We start from the raw sequence: 18,470 nt of genomic DNA on the forward strand, positions 1-18,470 counted from the left end.
AAATCGTGGCGGTAAGCATGAACCGTCAAAATTTACTATCGTAGGACTTTGGGGTAAGTATATCTTTAAGCCGCAAAGTGTGAAGTATCCCTGTTTGCCGGAATTGGAAGACCTGACAATGAAGATGGCTGAGGCTGCTCGCATTCGTACTGCTAAGCATTCTCTCATCAGACTGGCTGATGGTGAGTTGGGGTATCTGACCTTAAGGATGGATCGCGGACGGAAGGGGGAGAAGATCTCGATGCTGGATATGTGTCAGTTAACTAATAGACTTACAGAGCATAAGTATTATGGTACCTATCCTCAGTTGGCTGATGTAGTCAAGAAGTATTCATCGGTTCCAATGCTGGATGTACAGCGATTCTGGGAGGTTGTGCTGTTCTCTTGGATAACTGGCAATTCGGATATGCATTGTAAGAATTTCTCGTTGATAGATACGGGAAATGGTGAGTATGCCCTGGCTCATGCGTATGACTTATTGGCGGTATTGCTAGCCGACCCCAAAGATGAAGAAGAGATGGCAATGAGTTTTTCGGTAGGTGGCAAAAAGAATGGATTCAACCGTGAAACTTTTATAACTGCTTTTACTCAGAGTGGCATTCCTGCTTCGGTAGCGGAGAAAATAATTGAGCGAATGAAGGGATATCTGCCCAAGTGGGAAGAACTTATCAACCTGTCGTTCCTGCCAGAGAAAATGAAGGAGGAGTATATGCTTTTACTTCGCAGGAGAATAGAACGGCTATAGGGTGAAAAGATAGTTGAAAAACAAATAAATAAAATATATTATGTCTGAAAGAAAAAGAATCTATTTGTGCTTGGCACACATGAGTGACGAAGGTATAGAACAAAAGTATATTAAGGAAGCATTTGATACAAACTGGGTGGTGCCCCTGGGGCCGAATGTGAACGGTTTCGAGAAGGACCTAGAGGACTTCGTCAACCTTAACGATAACCTTAACCTTAACAAGAGGGTGGTGGCGTTGTCGGCAGGTACGGCTGCTGTGCATTTGGCACTGTTGGCTTGTGGCGTTGGACCTGGTGATGAGGTGTGTGTGCAGAGCTTCACGTTCTGTGCTTCTTCGCACCCCATTACGTATTTAGGTGCAACTCCTGTGTTCATTGACTCGGAGCGTGAAACATGGAACATGGATCCAGAGTTGCTGGAGAAGGCTATCCTTGACCGCAAGGAGAAGACAGGCAAATATCCTAAGGCTATTGTACCGGTGGCACTTTACGGTATGCCTTACAAGATTGACCAGATTATGGCTATCGCCAACAAGTATGGCATTCCTGTGGTGGAAGATGCTGCTGAGGGCTTTGGCTCTAAGTTCAACGGTCAGGTATTGGGTACGTTTGGTAAATATGGCGTGCTGAGCTTTAATGGTAACAAGATGATTACCACTAGTGGTGGTGGCGCGTTGATTACCGATAACGAGGACGAGTGGCGAGAGATTATGATGTACGCTACACAGTATCGTGAGAGTTATCCTTATTATCAGCATGAGAAGATTGGTTACAATTACCGCATGAGTAATATCTGCGCTGGTATTGGTCGCGGCCAGATGACGGTGGTGAATGATCACATTGCGCACCACAAGCGCGTGCAGGCTTTGTATGAGGAATTGCTGAAGGATGTGAAGGGCATAACTGTTCATAGCCAGCCAACATCGGGTGAGTATGATTCGAACTATTGGTTGTGCACCATTACTCTTGACCCCTCATTGAAAATCAAGGGTCAGGAGAATGCGTATAAGACTATTGTGACGGGTGCTGTTGGTGGCGCCGCCGGCGTGATACATGCAGCATCGTCAGCCACAACGGATTGTCAGCCTAATGACAACGTGGAGGCATTGCGCGTATTCATGGATCAGGCTCAGATTGAGGCTCGCCCAGTATGGAAACCCATGCACAAGCAGCCCGTTTACAAGAATGCACCCGCATACGTGAATGGCGTGTCGGAAGAGATCTTCAAAATCGGCATGTGTCTGCCCGCAGGTCCATATGTGAGTGATGACGATGTGAGGTATATCGTGGAGAGTATTAAGGAAGCGATTGAGCGAGCATAATCAAAAGCTCGGATTATCGAGCATGAGCAGGATCGAGCAAAGCTCAAAGAAACATCATCGGATGAAGAGCCTTTTGATAGCCATCTGGCAATTCTGTAGTTACTTGTTTGTACCTCAATGGGGACGCAAGCGATGTAATATGTAAGATGTCTGATAGAAGACACATAGACAAGTCGGTCATGGAACTATTGGTTTGAGAGAGAATTCGAGTTTTCTTGCGCTCCTTTCTGTGCTCAGGCGCTACGCGGAGGTCTCGCTTCGCTAGTCGAAGTAATCGACTAAGTCGCTTGGTTAATCCAAGAACTTCCAATAGGGATATGGCCGCTTGTCATTTATGGTTCACGGTCTAATTTTGGTTCATGGTTAATGGTTGAAGCAGATGGTAAACAAGCAGAAGCGCATGACTCTGAAAACTTTTCATGAGATGTTGGACGGGATGAGCGTGGAACTGGCAGAGAAGGTTCATCTGCTGTTTATGGCTTTTTTCGATTTTCCCCGTCCCCTCTTAGCCAAGAGGGGCTCCACCTCTCCCTGTATTCCCTCTCCTCAGGCGAGGGAAAAATTGAGAATTTCGAGAATCCCTCATTCTCAAAGTTCTGGTATCGCTCGCGAAGCCTGTGCCCTAAAGGGCGAGCGATGCGTTTTTTATGAGATGGATATCAACCTAAAAGTGTTCAACCTCGAAACCGATTTCTTCGGTGACCTGCACAGCAGCTCCCGCTTCACTGACATGCTCTGTGATGCCCAAGCCCAATACGGGGACTATTCTGAGTTGGATGAGTGTCCCATGTGGGGAATGTGGGAGAAGGAAGGGGGAGGATGAGATAGGGATAAAGTGAAAGAGATGAAATGACTCAAGATGAACGATGGCAGAGTAGATATGATGAAGTGAAGGCTTTTATCGAAGCCAATCATCGTAATCCCTCGAAATATGCTCCAGAGGAGAAACTGATGGTGCATTTTCTGAAACGTGGAAGGAAGCAGATGAATGCAGGAGAGTTAAAAGAGCCAAGACTAGGATTGTTTATGAAATTGGTGGAGTTGATGGAGGAGAATAAGCACGTGAACCAGTACGTGTAGGAAAAAGAAGACTCTTTTTTCAGGGACTTAAAGGTGAATCCATTTATGTTAATATAAAGAGATAGAATAACGAAAATGACGATATTTGATATACACACTCAACAACTGAAGACTAGCATACACCTGTTCAAAGGTGAGGTAGCGATAGAGCGTGCTGAGACCAAAACTCTGTTGAACTGGATATGCTGTTCGGAGTCTATCACACAAGATGAAGACAAGGTAATACTACTGTCTGGTACAGCAGGTCAGGGAAAGACTGTGGTGTTACAGAACCTACTGGAGGAACTAAAGAAATACGGTCAGCATCCAGTATATGCCTTGAAAGCGGACCAACTGGATTTCGGTCAGATAAACGGCGATGATTTTATCATGCAGTATGTGGATGAATTCAGTACCTTATCTGAAAAAGGGTTGTACCCCGTTCTTATCATAGACCAGATAGATGCACTTTCAAAAAGCCTGTCTGCAGACCGAAAGCCCATCTCACTTCTTGATAGTTTGCTAAGTGCCGTTTCTACGGTGGAGAAAGCGCGCATCATCGTTTCCTGTCGTCCATACGATTTGGATTTTGACCCGCTGCTGAGCAAGTATAAATACAAGAAGAAACTGGGGTTAACCAACCTGACGTACGAGCAGGTGAATTCGGTGCTGGAACACTTTGGGAGAAGAATTCCGTCAGCGAAGAGCAAGATGGCCGATTTTCTTAGTACACCTATCAATTTGGAGCTATTCTTAGAATATGGCAAAGATGACTGCGAGGTAGTGTCGCTGCAATCTCTGATGGACGAACTGTGGTACAGTAAGATTACGGATGCTGCCAGTAAGAATAAACAAGTAACTGCAGAAAGCCTGTTGAAATGCTTGGAAGGGGTTGTTGATGCTATGGACAGAAACTCCTCGTTGACATGCAGTAAGAAAAGGCTCGAACAAACGTATGCTAAAGAGATTAGTTATCTTGTAAGCGAAAACATATTTTTGATATCAGCTGATAACGACTACTTGTCGTTCATTCATCAGACATTGGCAGACTATGTGTCGGCAAGAATCGTTGCAGAAACGAACCAGACGATGGCTACTCTGCTGAAGAGCAGACATCAGGGATTATATGTTAGGAACCGAGTAAAGCAGTATTTTACTTACCTGAGAGAAGCTAAACCAGAGACATATATTCATGAACTGAAAGATATTGTGGCAGATGATCGGAAAGGTGCATACAGAATGCATATCAAGATGTTATTGTTAACGACGCTTGCCGGTTTTGACAGACCTACAGATGAGGAAAAGAACTTTGTTGGTACATATATCCTATCGAGTGATTTGTTTAGGGGTATGTTTATTGAAGCCATCTACAGGAAAGAGTGGTTTCTGTTTGTATGTCAATACCCCATTATTGCCAAAGACTTGGAAAATGGCGATGAGACAATGTACAAACTGGTAAAGGACATGTGTGAGAACGTTATGCTGTATGATGGCAAGATGGTGGCAAACTACCTATGCGCACAAATCAAGCCAGGAAATGCAGAATGGAACCAAAAATGGATGGAGGTGGCCAATCACTATCCAAGTGAAGATGTACTACTGAATGTAAAACCACTCTATCTGGAGGCCAGCGGAAATGAGCCTTTGAAATTCAAGAATTATCTGGAGAAACTGGCGGTGGTGGATTATGAGTTCGTAGAAGAGCAGATACTGACTTATGTCAGCGGAAAGCTGAAACAGGAGATGAGTAAAAAGGATGAGGAGCACTTTATCCTAAGAGCTGTCTATTTGGACAATCCTGCCTACGAACTATTGGACGAACTTCATGACAAACACTCTGAGAAAGCAGCCATTACCTATTTGAAGGTCATTAAAGTGATAGATGAGCTATCACAGTTTAACCGAATGAGAGAAGTGATTCTACAAGAGAGCAGTGCGTTCTATAGCTATAGCAGTAGTGATTACTATAACCACCACGACCAGATTGTGACTGACTACCTGACCTATGCTACAGGGCTTGCAAAGAGCAATCCGGATGCAATCAGAAGTGTTGTAAAAGAGTGTTTGGGAAGCAACCGGGCCATACTGTACTATATAGGCTTAAGGATAGTCCGTGATAACCCAGATGCTTTCAAAGATGAGTTGATGGGTGTGCTGACCAACAAAGATATTTTGGAAGAGATTAGCGGTAAGGTAAGTTTCCAGATAGCAAAGCTTCTGGAAACAGTATTCCCCATGCTTGATGATGAAGAGAAAAAAGCTATCATGACCGTTATATCTGCCGTTGCGCCAGAATGGGAAAAGACCCCTTTCCCTGATTTAATAAAATATCAGGTGCCACTTTATCATATTGGAAGGAGGAAACAGGAACTGCTTACCCAATTGCCAAAAGACTATCTGAGAACAGAATGGCCGGACGAGTGGAGATATCTGCAAGAAAAAGAGCGTGAACTGAAGAAAGCGGAAGTGCATGAGCCGTTCAGAACATACTCCAAGTCGGGCTGGAGTGCACACAGCATCAACAGCATGAAGGCTATGAAGGTTGAGGACATGCTGGGGGCGTTCAGAAAGTATAACACCAATGCAACGGGAATAGATGAAAAACCAACAAGGCAGGGGGAGTGCACGAATTTCCAGACAATCGTGACACAGAATCCTGAAAAGTATGTACCGTATATCCATGCGATATTAAAAGACTCCTCTATTCACCGCGAATATGCTGCCTACGGTATCATAGGACTGATAAAGGCTGATTATGATATAACGATAATCAAGACTCTGACAGATAACTTAATCAAGGATTTGTCGGCTTCTGGTTTGTATGACCAGAAGAACCTCTATGCCGTGATGGATTTATTGCGCGAGATGGATTACTTCATTGAGAAAGGGGAGGTGACTGACGTGATGATGGAGTTTATGTGCAACATAACAAAGAATTATCCGGAAGAGCCTGTTGATAATGAAGACTTGAGAGACCGTATATACGATGCGGGGATTAATAGAGCGAGGGGTAATGCGGCATTCCATTTGGTGATGTGTGACCAGCTGACTCAATATGAAAATCAGATATTTGAAGCCTTGGAGGCTTGCGAAGACGCCTCTGCGCCCACTAAGGGGGCGATAATTTTACAACAGGCACTATTGAATAACCTGAATATTCAGAGGAATTATGAGTTGTACAGGAAACTAACGAGGAACCTGACCCCCTCATTGATGTCTATACCGCTGAACAATTACCATCCCCTGTTGTACTTTATCAATACTCATTACGATGACCTGAAAGACTTCTTTGTGAAGCTTTATGATGTGGAAGCGTCGCATGAAATGTTGGCGCAATTGTTATGGATAGCATGGATTAGAAAAAGAAATGGGGCAGAACAATTGCTACATGACTTGTTAGACAAATCCGTCAAAGCCCAATTAAGCCTAATCCGCTATTTCACGAAAGAGATTGTTAATATGTATCCTGCTTATGTTAAGCCTGTGACAGAATGGGTGGTAGATAGTGAAGATGAGGAACTGGGAAAAGCATACGACTACCTGGTAGATGATTTTGAAGACCGACCTTGGGAGGAAATAGTGTCGTTCGTAGATACCTATACCAAAGGCAAGGTGTTCAGATATGCCAGTCATCAGTTCTTGGACTTTATGAAGGAGCAAGCCACAATGCATCCTGACGATGTGTTGAGGTGGATGTGTGTTTACGCAGAAGTGGAGCATAAGGACGAACAGAATTTATTCCACGCATCCACCACTATGGGTATCCTAGTTTCTGCTTATAATGCCATACGTAAGTATGACAAGAGCAATCTGGGACTGGAAACGGCTCTTGATACAATGGATAAGCTGATGGCGATGGAGTCTGTTAGAAAGGGTATGAGGCGTTTCTTGTATGAACTAGATAATCGGTAAGATATGACTGAGCTAGAAATGGAATAGTTCCTCTTGCCGAATCTGGTCAAAAAGGAGGGTAAGGACATACTGTCTAACGAAGAGGTGTTCAAGAAGTTGGTTGCCTCCGAGACAAACTTGTGCTTCAGCAAAGCACTGAAGGAGCAACTTGATTTCTTCTTTGATAGCTATGAAGGAGCTGATATCTGTGGATACAAAGTAGTACGACTGACGCTTACCGATGATATGAAACAGTTGATGGGGGAGTTGGTCATATCTATATGCGAAAAGTTGGAGGATCCATTGCTTAACGACCATATAACTGCCATTTGTGAGAACCAAGACAAGGAACTACCCTTGAGAGTAGCTTTCAATAATTTCTTTACGGCAATTGGTGAGGAATCGAAGATACTGTTAGTACTATCCAATTTCTATGAACATTTTGCCAATATTTCACAGGCAGATGTTTTAAGACTTCATTCATTCCTTTCAAAATGTAAGCAATGTAGGCTGTGGGTATGTGGAGATGGCGAATGGTATAAAGGAAAGCACTCGGTTTATCTTCAGTTATATCGAAAACTAGATCCTATGTACTTACCATATTATGAGGCCATAAAGAAAGGCGAAAAACAACCGACGGTTTATATTTCGTACAAATGGAAAGGTGAGTCAATGGATGCCGCTGATAATTTGTGCGATTTGTTTAAACGAAAGCAGATATATTACAGAAGAGATAAGGAGGATTGTCGGTATGGCGATAGCATTACAGCGTTTATGGATGAGATAAGAGAAGGAGCTTTTGTGGTAGTGATGTTTTCAGAAGCTTACTTGAAATCGTTCAATTGCGTTTATGAATTGGCTGGCGTGTTGAATCATCCCGATTATATGAAGAGGGTATTTCCTATAGTGATTGACGAGACAGTCCGAGAAGAGAATAAATACAAGGAATTAGCCAATTACTGGGAAAAGAAGAAAAACGATACCACGTTTATCATTAAGCAAATTATTTCTGAGGATAAGACAGTGATATTACCATTGGAGAAAAAGATCAGACTCATTGAAGAGTATATTCATCAGTTACAGAAACTAACTGAGGTGACAGATGATATTAACTCTTACTCCTTTGAATCTCTTAAAGAGCGTTCCTATGAACCATTGTTGTCAAAAATCAAGGAAAGATTAAACGTTGAATAATGGCAAACGAAACAAATAAACAAGACGATACCAGGAAGATTATCAATATTGCATGGGGATGTGCAATTGGAGTTGTTGTGATTTGGGCGTTGACTTTCTTCGTACTGTTCATGCCTGAGACGAAGCAAGGCATTTTCGGAGATATGTTTGGGGCGGTGAATGCTCTATTCTCAGGACTGGCTTTTGCTGGATTGATAATTACCTTGATATTGCAAAGGCGCGAGTTAGCATTACAGCGTGACGAACTAGAACAAACTCGAAACGAGTTTGTGGAGCAGAATAAGACCATGAAACGGCAACGGTTTGAAAATACTTTCTTTAACCTGATGTCGTTGCATCAACATATTACAGATAACCTTGAATATGAATGCCCTGACGGGGCAGATCATTTCACTGCTAAAGGAAGGGAAGTATTCAAGAAGTTCTATTTGGAAAAAGATAACTTTGACGGTTCGCGTGGAATCAAGGGCTACTTAGAGGCAAAAACCGTTGATAGGTTGTTTAGCTACAGTGACATTGAGGTATTTAATCACTATTTCCATTTCTTTGATGGGATTTTGAGCTATGTTGACAGTTGTGATTTGATAGAGAATGAAGAACGCTATCAGTATGCAGTAATGCTAAGGAATACGCTGTCGGACAATGAACGTTATCTGATGTTTTACTACTATGCCGCTTGTGGAGGATGGCATAAAACGATAGCTGAAGAGTATGCCCTGTTCTATGATGTTTTGCCTAATGAATTGGCGAAGGAAGAACATTATGGACTGTTTGAGGCCGCGGCGTATAATCATTATATTACATAATGAGAATGCCGAAATATGTTAGTGTTATGGCGTTTAATGAATGTTGCTAATCTATGAAATTAGTTCTTGATACCAATGTTATCCACGACGATTTTTTGTTGCATGGACCAAGAATAACAAAGTTGTGTAGTGCTGCACCTTCTTTGGGATATGAAGTGTTAATACCAGAGGTGGTTTGTGATGAGATGGTTAATCAATATAGAAAGAAACTCCTGCAAAACATGTCTGGTTATTCTGCCGTCGTAAAGATGATAGATGAAGTAAAGACTGGTACTAAGAGTTCTTTTGAAAAAGATGCATTCATTAATAAAAGTGTGGTGGATTACAAACCTGTTCTCCTGGGCAGACTACATGAACTTGGGATAAATATAATACCTTATCCCCGTGTTGATGCAAAAAGGCTGGTGTCAAAAGATTTACTCCAGAAAAAGCCTTTCAGAGAGGTGAAGGAAGAAACGATAGGTTTATGTGATGCCATGATTTGGGAATCGATAATGTCTATCTGTGACAGACCAACGGCCTTAATTGAAGATCCACAAATTGAGTTCTTATGTGCAAACACAAAAGATTTCGCAATATCAACCAATACACTTCATCCCGATTTGGTATCAGAGCTGAAAGAGGCTGGCTTTCTTGAAAACAGCGTAGAATTAATATCTGAAATTGATGTTTTTTTTAAGAAGAGAATTGATGCAGAGTTAGAAGAACTCAACGGCATTAAAAGCGCCTTGCTGAAAACGGGAAAATTCAATCGATTCAATCTCGCGGAAGAAGCATCCAAGATCCTGAATGAAGACTTTATGGAGGAGAAACTACTTGAGTCAGATTTTGACTCAGGAAATTATGTTCACCTTTCTGGATACTGCGAGGACCCGACTATCAGATATGTGAACGAACCCAAAATCAAAGAAATAGAGGTTAGGAGACTGGCAGATCAAACTGTGCTTATAGAGGCAAAGACGATAGTCCTAGTTGAAATGGACTATTTTGTATATGCTGCGGATTACTATTTGATAGACGATGATAAGCAACCAGCCATCCTTGATGATAACTGGAATGACCATTATTATTGGGTAGAAGGAACGGCTGAAGTTACTACGGCTTTGACATTCAGAACCACAGTAAAGGTTGGAAAAGTTTTATCGCAAGACGCAGAAATAACAGACGTTGAATTGTAGTTTTGATATGCTTTGGAATTTTAGCAGAGATTTAAATATATAATGACGAATAAAGAAAAACCTGTATTTGGAACAACGGAATGGGCGGCTTCAAACGTGAACTATTTGAAGGGCTGTAGCAATGACTGTAAGTATTGCTTCAGCAAGGAGATGGCCATCCGTTTTAAACGGAAAACACCGGAAAACTGGAAAGAGGAAGAAATAAACTGGGAGGCATATAACAAGAATGTGAAACAGCGTGAGGGGTATATCATGTTCCCTTCAACGCATGACATCACGCCCCAACATCTTGATTTGGCTATAGATTTTCTGAAAAGACTGCTTGGTAATGGGAATAAGGTGCTGATAGTGTCAAAACCCTCGTTTGAATGTATTAAGCGGATATGTGATTCATTCGCCGATTACAAAGACCAGATTTTGTTCCGCTTTACCATAGGTTCAACCAACAACAAGACGTTGAAGTTCTGGGAACCCAATGCGCCAGATTACAATGAAAGGAAAAAGGCTTTGGTTTATGCCTTTGAAGCTGGCTATCAGACAAGTATTTCTTGTGAGCCCATGCTGGATGACAAGATTGATAAGGTAATAGAAGACTTATCTCAATACGTGACTGATGCCATATGGCTGGGCAAGATGAACTTTGCCATTAGACGGTTGCGTACTAACGGTCATTTGGATGCTGAAAACCAAGCTGCAGCAGAACAGCTGCTGGAATGGCAAAATGATGCCGCTATTAAGCAACTGTATAACAAATATAAGGATAATCCACAGATTAAGTGGAAAGAGAGTATCAAGAAAGTCGTAGGATTGGAAGTCTCAACAATTAAAGGTGAGGACAAATAATATGGCAGAAGAAAAGGATTTCTTTAAGAAACAGACAGACTCGTCGCGTGTAAAAGCCAGTATTGTTTCGGAGTACTTCCCGCAATACTGCAAGATTATACGCCGTAAGCACGAACCTGAAATGTTCAGGTACATAGACTTATTTGCAGGCCCTGGTATTTACGAAGACGGTAACATTTCTACTCCTATTATGCTTGCCCGTAATATTGCCAAGGAAAGTTCACTGAAAGACAAAGTGCAGTTTGTGTTTAATGACTTGAACTACTGTGAGGAACTAAGAGCCAATTTTGAGGCAGAGTTTCCTAGAGGCATTTTCCCGAAGAAGGTGTACTTTACGGATAAGAAGGTAGGTGATTATGAGAATATCTATACCTATCTTGAGAAAAGCACGATGAAACTATGTGGAGGGTCATGGCGCAATGAACAGCCATCGCTACTATTCTTTGATCCTTTTGGCTATAAAGGTATGAGAACTGAAACATTGGCCAAGTTCCTGAAGAATTGGGGTAATGAGATATTCTTATTCATCAATACGAAGCGAATTAATCCTGCTCTGGAAAACGAATTGTTTGAGGAGATGATGAGGCTTTGGTTCCCTTCAAGGTTCGATACCCTTAAAGAGGAAGTAAGAAAACTTAAAACGCTGACGGAGAGATTGGAGTATATCCTAACCAGTCTGCGTGAAGAGTTCGTGGCCTTGGTTGGCGGTATGGTGTATTGCTGTGCATTCCGCTTTCAGGAAGAGAATAGCCGAACTACCAGCCATTACATCCTACACATCACGAAGGGCCCAAGGGGATATGATTTGTGTAAGAGTGTGTATAACAAGTTTGCTAATGAGGATTTGGTTTTGAGTCATGGCAGTAATACCTATACATTTGACCCCAAGAAGTGCGCCAATGATGTGTCGTTGTTTGGAGATACTAATATGGCAGCGGAGGCTCTGAAAGACATACTTTGTAAACAATACAAGGGAAAGACGATAACGGCCTTAGCCTTGTTTGAGGAACACCAGCGAGGGTCGAGATACAGCCGCGACCACTACACAAGAGCACTAAGAATGGCAGAAGAGAAGGGGCAGCTTACGGCAGAATATACCGATGGTAAGAACCATAAGGTGAAGGTACTGATAGATAAGGGCTGTGTGGTGACGTTTAAATGAAATATGGAATCAGTGATATGAGGATTACGAATGAGATTCCTGAAAGTTGGCAGGATTTGCAGGATAAGGTATGTAAGTATCTTAATCAGGCGGGTTATCATGCAGAAACGACCAAAACCATTGAAATGGTAAGGGGAAAGGTCGAAGTGGATGTGTTTGCAACCTCGGATGATGAGCTTTTAAAGCAATTTATCTGTGAGTGTAAATACTGGGAAACGCCTGTGCCGCAAGAAAAAATACACGCCTTTAGAACTGTGGTACATGACTCAGGGTCAATGCTTGGTATCTTTATATCGAAGACTGGCTACCAAAAAGGTGCCATCGAGGCAGCGTATTGTTCAAATGTGTTGCTGAGAGACTGGCAAGGTTTTATTGATATGATTGCAGTGAAATGGTTGAAGAACCGTTTTGATGAGGTTATGAGAATAGCATCACCACTTGCTACATATACGGATGTACTGGATGTTCCTGTGGAGATATTGAGTGATGAGGACAGAGCTTTAAATGAACAGCTTCTCAAGAGACATTTACCCCCATATATGATTGGAAGGGAGTTGCAAATGGGCATGCATAAAGAAATGTATGTTGACTGTGACGGAACAAGATTTGAGGATTTTAATAGCTTGTTTAATTATCTGGAGGATGTATATAGGGAAGGTGTTGCGAGATACGGTGAGTTGTTCGCCAAATATAAGGAGGCGAAGCTTGATCTGGATAATGATGGCTATATGGTGTTCAATTCTCATATCTGTGAGTATTTGACGAAGGAGTGAAGTTATGACACGTCAATTACAAATATGTACCTAGACGGTTTTGTTTAGCCTTTGGTATTAGTATTGGTCGAAAAATAAAACAATATGTTAATTATGCTAAATAACAGTTGGCTAATGTAATTCGATCGAAGTGAAAATATTACTTTTGCAGATAAATAAGAAAATATAGATATGAAACATATCATTATACACTCAGTAGGCCCTATCGTTGATGCGGATATTGATTTAAGGCAAATTAGCGTGATAATCGGTCCGCAGTCATTAGGTAAAAGCACAATCTTGAAGGTTGCAAGCTATTGTAGTTGGGTGGAAAAGAAGATAGAACTTCAACAAGATCCGTCTTTATTTGATGGCGAGAAATTCATTCTGCCATTGATGACTTTCCATAAAATGGGAAACTATTTAAATGACGACTCTTCTATTTTATATGAGTCGGATTATATGAAATTCTCTTATACTCATTCGAAAAAGTTATTCTCTTTTGAATGGAAAGAGGCAAGATGGAACTATAAAAGAACGAAAATATCATATATTCCATCAGAGAGAAATTTGGTGGCTGTAATCCCAAACTGGTTTGAAATATCACTGGAACATAACAATATCAGGAGTTTTATGACGGAATGGGAAACTGCTAGAAGAAGTACAACGATGCTCTTGGATGTACTCCATCTTAACGTGTCATATCGTTATGATCCTGATTTAAAGAAGGATATGGTGAAGATACAGGATGGCAGTACCATGGATATTACTGATATTTCCAGTGGACTTCAGTCTTTGATTCCTTTATATGTCCATCTTAATTATCTGAATTCAACATTGGCTCATTCTGATAGCCCAAGTAAGATAGCAGGAGACTGGGTGAATGAAGGACTTCGGAATAGTATTTATGAGGAGTTGTTTGTGAAGAAGGGAAGAACTGAGGTTGCGGAGTATAGTACAAATCAAGATATTCAAACAGACGAGGTTCCTGTTCCGATGTTGTATGGAAAGTATTATGGCGAGGATAGGTATGTCTTTTCACATGCATCAGACGTAGATGACTTTGAAGAGGTTCTTAATCAGTATGTATTAACAGACCATTGTGATATCTTTTTGGAGGAACCAGAAAACAATTTGTTCCCTCCGACTCAGGCTGGACTCACAAACTGGATTCTTGATTTGGCTAATGGTGAACATGCTAATTCGTTCTTCATAGCTACTCATAGTCCATATGTTTTAGGAGAATTGCTGAAGAATAAAACGCCCATGGGACTGTTCTTTATTTATGAGAAAGACGGTGCCACTATCGTTAAGACTGCATCAGACGAAGATATGCAGAATATTTATGACTATGGTGTTGATGCATTCTTTAATATAGAAAACCTTGCAGAATGAAAGATTCTTATCTACATATAGTGCCAGAATGTTATGTTGATACAAATCTGGTTCAGATTCTTATGCAAATAAAGGGTGTGAATCATCAGAATAGTTGTGGACAGGTTACCAATGTCATCAAGAATAAATTCAAGGATAAATTTGCAATTGGCATTGTAGATAATGATAATCTTCAATCAAATTACTCAAATGCTTGTGTTGAAATTGCTCGTTCTAATGAATTAATTCTGTGTAAGCATCCAGAGAATCAGCATTATTTGATAAAGATTAATCATGTAATGGAGAAATTTATACTTAATAGTGCTAAGGATGCTAACGTGGATTTGAAGGAGTTCGGTATTCCTGATGATCTGGAGGGATTGAAGAATGTAACCAAGTCTAAAACTTGTCTGGAAAATAGTGATTTAAGAAAGGCAATTAAAGCAGTGAGCATTTCAAACGAAATGCAACTCCTTACTGAAGTACTGAATTACCTGCAGGCGAATAAATATAATTCTAAAAGTGATGAACTAATAGGTATTTTTAAAGTTCATGGATTCATGAAACAATGATGAAGTGAACCCAGAAAGTTGGACACAACTTAAAGGTTCACTTCAGTTCCTCGTCATCCGAGAGAGCAACATTGTTTGCAAAGGTGGCGATAAAGGTGACATGGGGTGTCATACGATAGCGAAAATGAGGGTCCAACGCCCTCATTTTCGCATTTCTTTCTGAAACCACTCTTCTTCAGGAGCCCAGCCCCAGAAGCACTTTCCATCACCACCAAGATTCCATTGACTTGTAATCTCGTATTGTAGCATGGGAAGATTCTCAAAATGTTGGTTTTGCACCATTACATGTTCTCGTCGGCGGAATTTGCGATGACTAATCTGTTTTCCGCGCTTCTGCGACTTACAGCAGCAACATGTGCCTGCTGGAAATCTTTTTCTGCTTCTACTCATATTACCTGTAATGCTGTGAGCGGTCGCAAACTCTCGTTGCGCCCTCGGTTAAACATTACGAGGCAATATTGTTAAAATGTTGTTTCATATCTATTCTATATTAATTGTATCGCTGCAAACTATACCATGATTATCATGGCTTTGCTTAATTGGGGGCAAAGATAGGTGTTTTTATGATATTAATGTAACTTTTGTGGCGAAAATCTTAGATTTTTCAAAGAAAAATTGGTAAAACTACGGCTAATTCGGAAAAAAACGAGGAATTTGAGCTCCGTTCCCTGGTCTGCTTTGCTGTGGATATTGAATTATACCTTAACGGGTATAATTTTGGCAAGAATATTTAAAAATATACCCGATATGATATAATTTTATGTAGTATTATATATATTTGTACCCGAAAAGGTATAATTGAGTATGACTTTATCGGAACATTTAAAGGAGAAACGTAAGAGATACGGACTCTCGCAGGTGGAAATGGCTGAGAGGGCCGGTGTGGGGCTCAGGTTCGTCAGGGACCTGGAACAAGGTAAGCAGACATTACGAATGGACAAGGTTAACGATGTGCTGGCTTTGTTTGGAGAGTGTTTGGGACCTGTGAAGACTGATAACTTGTAATCAAAACGATGACGAAAAGTGACAGTGGGGCAGGTTCCTCGTCACGTTAGAGCCCCTAACGAGGGGCGGGAATTAAAAACAATGACCATAGACACAGGGGCAAGCCCCTGCGCTAAGATATAAAACCCCTACGGGGCATTAAAAACAAAACAACATATGCCACAATCATTATCTAAGATATACGTTCATCTGGTATTCTCGACCAAGGGCCGAACCGAAACCATACCCAAAACGCATTTGGCCGAGGTACACGCCTATGTGGCGGAGATATTCAACAATCACGGATGTCCCGCGATACAGGTGGGTGGTACCGCTAACCATATACACATCCTATTCCTGTTGGGTAAACAAGCGAATTTGTCCGAAATCGTGCGAACCGTAAAATCGAGCACCACACGATGGATCAACGAGAAGAACAATAACCCGTTCCATAAGTTTTTCTGGCAGGAGGGTTATGGTGCATTTAGCGTTAGCAACAGTCATGTGGATGCGGTAGTCGCGTATATCAAAGGTCAGGAAGAGCATCACAAGAAGGTGTCGTTCCAGGATGAGTTCCGCAAGATATGCCAATTGTACAAGGCCGAATTGGATGAGCGGTACGCGTGGGATTAACGACCTCAACGGGGTCGAATAGCATAGCGTAGGGCCTCGGCCCTACGTGAATGGGTATCCACCCATCCATCGCCCCTGTAGGGGGCTCATATTCGTTATACGCCCCCTACAGGGGCATTTTTTATTTTATATACGTTCGTGTATCCAGGGGCAAGCCCCCGGGCTGTGTTATAACACTCCTTCGGGGTTATCGATGCCCTGTAGGGGCAACATAACATAGCGTAGGGTCTCGGCCCTACGTGAATGGGTATATCCACCCATCCACCGCCCCTGTAAGGGGCTCATATTCGTTATACGCCCCCTACAGGGGCATTTTTATTTTATATAGGTTCGTGTACCCAGGGGCAAGCCCCCGGGCTGTGTTATAACACCCCTTCTTGCGTCCCTTCGGTAGCAAGCGAGCAAAGCTCGAGCGCGGGGTTATTGATGCCCTGACACATGGGGTAAGACCAATCATCGCCCAGACCGCAATGGTCTGGGCGATGATTGGTTTAGGCAGCGGGCTGCAGGTCGGCATACTCGCGGCTGGCGAGGAAGTTGGGACAGGTCTTGGTGACTCCGGGGAGCTCACAGTGACCGAGGATGCGGGCCTGGGGGTAGTCGGCCAGCAGACTCTGGATGAGATGCCAGAGGGCTGCCTTCTGGGCTTCGGTACGGGTGTCGGCGGGATGGCCGTTGGGCAAGAGGCCTCCTTCGTAGCAGATGCCGATGCTGTGGGTGTTGTAGCCCTTGGCATGGGCTCCCACCAGGTTCTCATGGCGGGTCTGGTGGGTCTGGCCGTTGCGGGTGATATAGTAGTGGTAGCCGGTGTAACCGAAGCGCTGGCGGTGGCAGGCGATGAGCGAGGTGACCGGGAAGGGACGGTCACTTCGCGTGGCGCTGCAGTGGATGATGATCATGGTGATGTTTCTCATGGTATGTTTTTCCTTTTGTGGTTAACATATGCAGCTCTGCACGCAGAAGCTGCTAAGGATGGCTGTGAGGATGGTGATGATAAACTGGATGATGGGTTTGATTTTTGAAGTCATGATTAAAGGTTTTAGGGGTTGGTTACTCGTTGTCGTTGCTGTCTTCCGCGTCTTTCAGACCTGCCAGCTCCTTCACGTTGAGGAATGAGGCTCGCTTCTTGAGGGTCTTCGACGAGAGGTCGTTCAGGTCCACACGGCTGGGCTGGAAGCGCAGGTAGATGCCTTTCACGTTGCTGCTGATGTTGAAGTCGTCAGGGGTGTCGGCACCGTTGGTGCGGGCAGAGAGGTAGAACGTGCCGAGGTCACCGAACTGTACCTTCTTGCCTTCGAGCAGCTGCTCGAGGATGCAGGACTGTAGTTTGTTGGCGACGCCCAGACAGACGTCTGAGCCGTACACGGAGTTGTGTTCTGCCATGTGCTTGCACAGCTCCTGGTAGGTCATGGTTTTCAGTGACACGATGCGGGCATAGACTTTGCCGAACATCTTTGAGTTTTTCATCTGGTTGACGTAAGTTTTGTAAAGTACGGGCATGATAATTAAAAATTGAAAAATTGAAAAATTGAAAAATTGAAATAAATAAAAAATTGAAAAATTGAAAATTGAAAAATGATAATTCTTGGTGGAGCCAAGCGGCAGAGCCGAGCGGTTTTTGCCGCTGTCGCGGGAAGGTACAGCTTCCCTGCGAAGCAGGTCTTATCTCGTATGGAGATTTTTTTTCTCTCACACTGCAAAGGTACAACATTTGGGAGGGGTGCTTTCCGCTTGGGGATGGATCGTCGCGTTTCTTCCGCTTTCTTCTGCTTTCTACTCGATGTCGATGTCGAATTTGGCGATGATGAACTTGACGATGTGGGGTGGCAGTACCTTGTTGTTGGGCTTCATGCCCATGGTGGCTAGCTCGTCCTTATAGGGCTCGCACCAGCTCATGAGGGTCTTTACGCTGACGCCGGCATATTGCGCCAGCTGTAGTTTGGACATGGCATTCAT

The 18,470-nt window shown here is 42.7% G+C and carries 19 protein-coding genes; 15 read left to right on the forward strand and 4 right to left on the reverse strand.

Going from position 1 to position 18,470, the window contains the following annotated elements; genetic code table 11:
- The 15 genes from T433_RS0111700 to tnpA form a co-directional block, all read left to right on the forward strand.
- On the forward strand, positions 1-745 hold a 745-nt coding region (locus tag T433_RS0111700), incomplete at its 5' end, for a HipA domain-containing protein (RefSeq protein ID WP_027455922.1).
- Positions 746-785: 40 nt separating this feature from the next.
- On the forward strand, positions 786-2,066 hold the full coding sequence (locus tag T433_RS0111705; RefSeq protein WP_027455923.1) for a DegT/DnrJ/EryC1/StrS family aminotransferase: 1,281 nt from the start codon (positions 786-788) through the stop codon (positions 2,064-2,066).
- A 379-nt stretch (positions 2,067-2,445) separates the two neighbouring features.
- Positions 2,446-2,889 carry a hypothetical protein gene (locus T433_RS0111710; protein WP_027455924.1) on the forward strand — a complete coding sequence of 148 codons (444 nt, stop codon included), beginning with the start codon at positions 2,446-2,448 and terminating at the stop codon, positions 2,887-2,889.
- A 26-nt stretch (positions 2,890-2,915) separates the two neighbouring features.
- Positions 2,916-3,146, forward strand: coding sequence for a hypothetical protein (locus T433_RS0111715; RefSeq protein ID WP_027455925.1), 231 nt, complete (start codon positions 2,916-2,918; stop codon positions 3,144-3,146).
- Positions 3,147-3,221: 75 nt separating this feature from the next.
- Positions 3,222-7,037, forward strand: coding sequence for an NACHT domain-containing protein (locus T433_RS0111720; protein WP_027455926.1), 3,816 nt, complete (start codon positions 3,222-3,224; stop codon positions 7,035-7,037).
- A 225-nt stretch (positions 7,038-7,262) separates the two neighbouring features.
- Positions 7,263-8,210 carry a toll/interleukin-1 receptor domain-containing protein gene (locus tag T433_RS15985; protein WP_162164203.1) on the forward strand — a complete coding sequence of 316 codons (948 nt, stop codon included), beginning with the start codon at positions 7,263-7,265 and terminating at the stop codon, positions 8,208-8,210.
- Complete coding sequence (locus T433_RS0111730; RefSeq protein WP_027455927.1) at positions 8,210-9,016, forward strand: putative phage abortive infection protein; 807 nt, start codon at positions 8,210-8,212, stop codon at positions 9,014-9,016. Before T433_RS15985 ends, T433_RS0111730 begins: the two co-directional genes overlap by 1 nt.
- Positions 9,017-9,069: 53 nt before the next feature.
- On the forward strand, positions 9,070-10,194 hold the full coding sequence (locus T433_RS0111735; protein ID WP_027455928.1) for a PIN domain-containing protein: 1,125 nt from the start codon (positions 9,070-9,072) through the stop codon (positions 10,192-10,194).
- 42 nt (positions 10,195-10,236) lie between these two features.
- Positions 10,237-11,037 carry a radical SAM family protein gene (locus tag T433_RS0111740; RefSeq protein WP_027455929.1) on the forward strand — a complete coding sequence of 267 codons (801 nt, stop codon included), beginning with the start codon at positions 10,237-10,239 and terminating at the stop codon, positions 11,035-11,037.
- A 1-nt stretch (position 11,038) separates the two neighbouring features.
- Positions 11,039-12,199, forward strand: coding sequence for a three-Cys-motif partner protein TcmP (gene tcmP, locus T433_RS0111745; RefSeq protein WP_027455930.1), 1,161 nt, complete (start codon positions 11,039-11,041; stop codon positions 12,197-12,199).
- On the forward strand, positions 12,196-12,972 hold the full coding sequence (locus T433_RS15990; RefSeq protein WP_027455931.1) for a restriction endonuclease: 777 nt from the start codon (positions 12,196-12,198) through the stop codon (positions 12,970-12,972). The genes tcmP and T433_RS15990 overlap by 4 nt, the downstream gene beginning before the upstream one ends.
- A gap of 171 nt (positions 12,973-13,143) precedes the next feature.
- Entirely contained in the window at positions 13,144-14,346 is a 1,203-nt protein-coding gene (locus T433_RS0111755; protein WP_027455932.1) for an ATP-binding protein, read from the forward strand.
- Positions 14,343-14,897 (forward strand): hypothetical protein, encoded by a 555-nt coding sequence (locus tag T433_RS0111760; RefSeq protein WP_027455933.1) that lies wholly within the window; start codon positions 14,343-14,345, stop codon positions 14,895-14,897. Before T433_RS0111755 ends, T433_RS0111760 begins: the two co-directional genes overlap by 4 nt.
- An 804-nt stretch (positions 14,898-15,701) precedes the next feature.
- Complete coding sequence (locus tag T433_RS0111770; RefSeq protein ID WP_044109885.1) at positions 15,702-15,902, forward strand: helix-turn-helix transcriptional regulator; 201 nt, start codon at positions 15,702-15,704, stop codon at positions 15,900-15,902.
- 156 nt (positions 15,903-16,058) lie between these two features.
- A complete protein-coding gene (gene tnpA / locus T433_RS0111775; protein WP_027455936.1) occupies positions 16,059-16,514 on the forward strand; it encodes an IS200/IS605 family transposase in 456 nt (151 codons plus the stop codon).
- A 491-nt stretch (positions 16,515-17,005) separates the two neighbouring features.
- On the opposite strand, the gene T433_RS16305 is transcribed toward tnpA, so the two are convergent.
- The 4 genes from T433_RS16305 to T433_RS15375 all read right to left on the reverse strand — a co-directional run bounded on the left by T433_RS16305 (position 17,006) and on the right by T433_RS15375 (position 18,461).
- On the reverse strand, positions 17,006-17,428 hold the full coding sequence (locus T433_RS16305; protein WP_081778486.1) for an N-acetylmuramoyl-L-alanine amidase: 423 nt from the start codon (positions 17,426-17,428) through the stop codon (positions 17,006-17,008).
- A gap of 21 nt (positions 17,429-17,449) precedes the next feature.
- A complete protein-coding gene (locus T433_RS16555; RefSeq protein ID WP_155808497.1) occupies positions 17,450-17,542 on the reverse strand; it encodes a smalltalk protein in 93 nt (30 codons plus the stop codon).
- Positions 17,543-17,564: 22 nt separating this feature from the next.
- Entirely contained in the window at positions 17,565-18,014 is a 450-nt protein-coding gene (locus T433_RS0111785) for an HU family DNA-binding protein (protein ID WP_027455938.1), read from the reverse strand.
- Positions 18,015-18,287: 273 nt separating this feature from the next.
- The gene (locus tag T433_RS15375) at positions 18,288-18,461 is read right to left on the reverse strand and encodes a hypothetical protein (RefSeq protein WP_155808499.1); all 174 of its coding nucleotides are present in this window, start codon (positions 18,459-18,461) and stop codon (positions 18,288-18,290) included.
- Positions 18,462-18,470: the final 9 nt, after the last annotated feature.

This window comes from Xylanibacter brevis ATCC 19188, from assembly GCF_000621725.1.
Taxonomy (GTDB): Bacteria; Bacteroidota; Bacteroidia; order Bacteroidales; family Bacteroidaceae; genus Prevotella; species Prevotella brevis.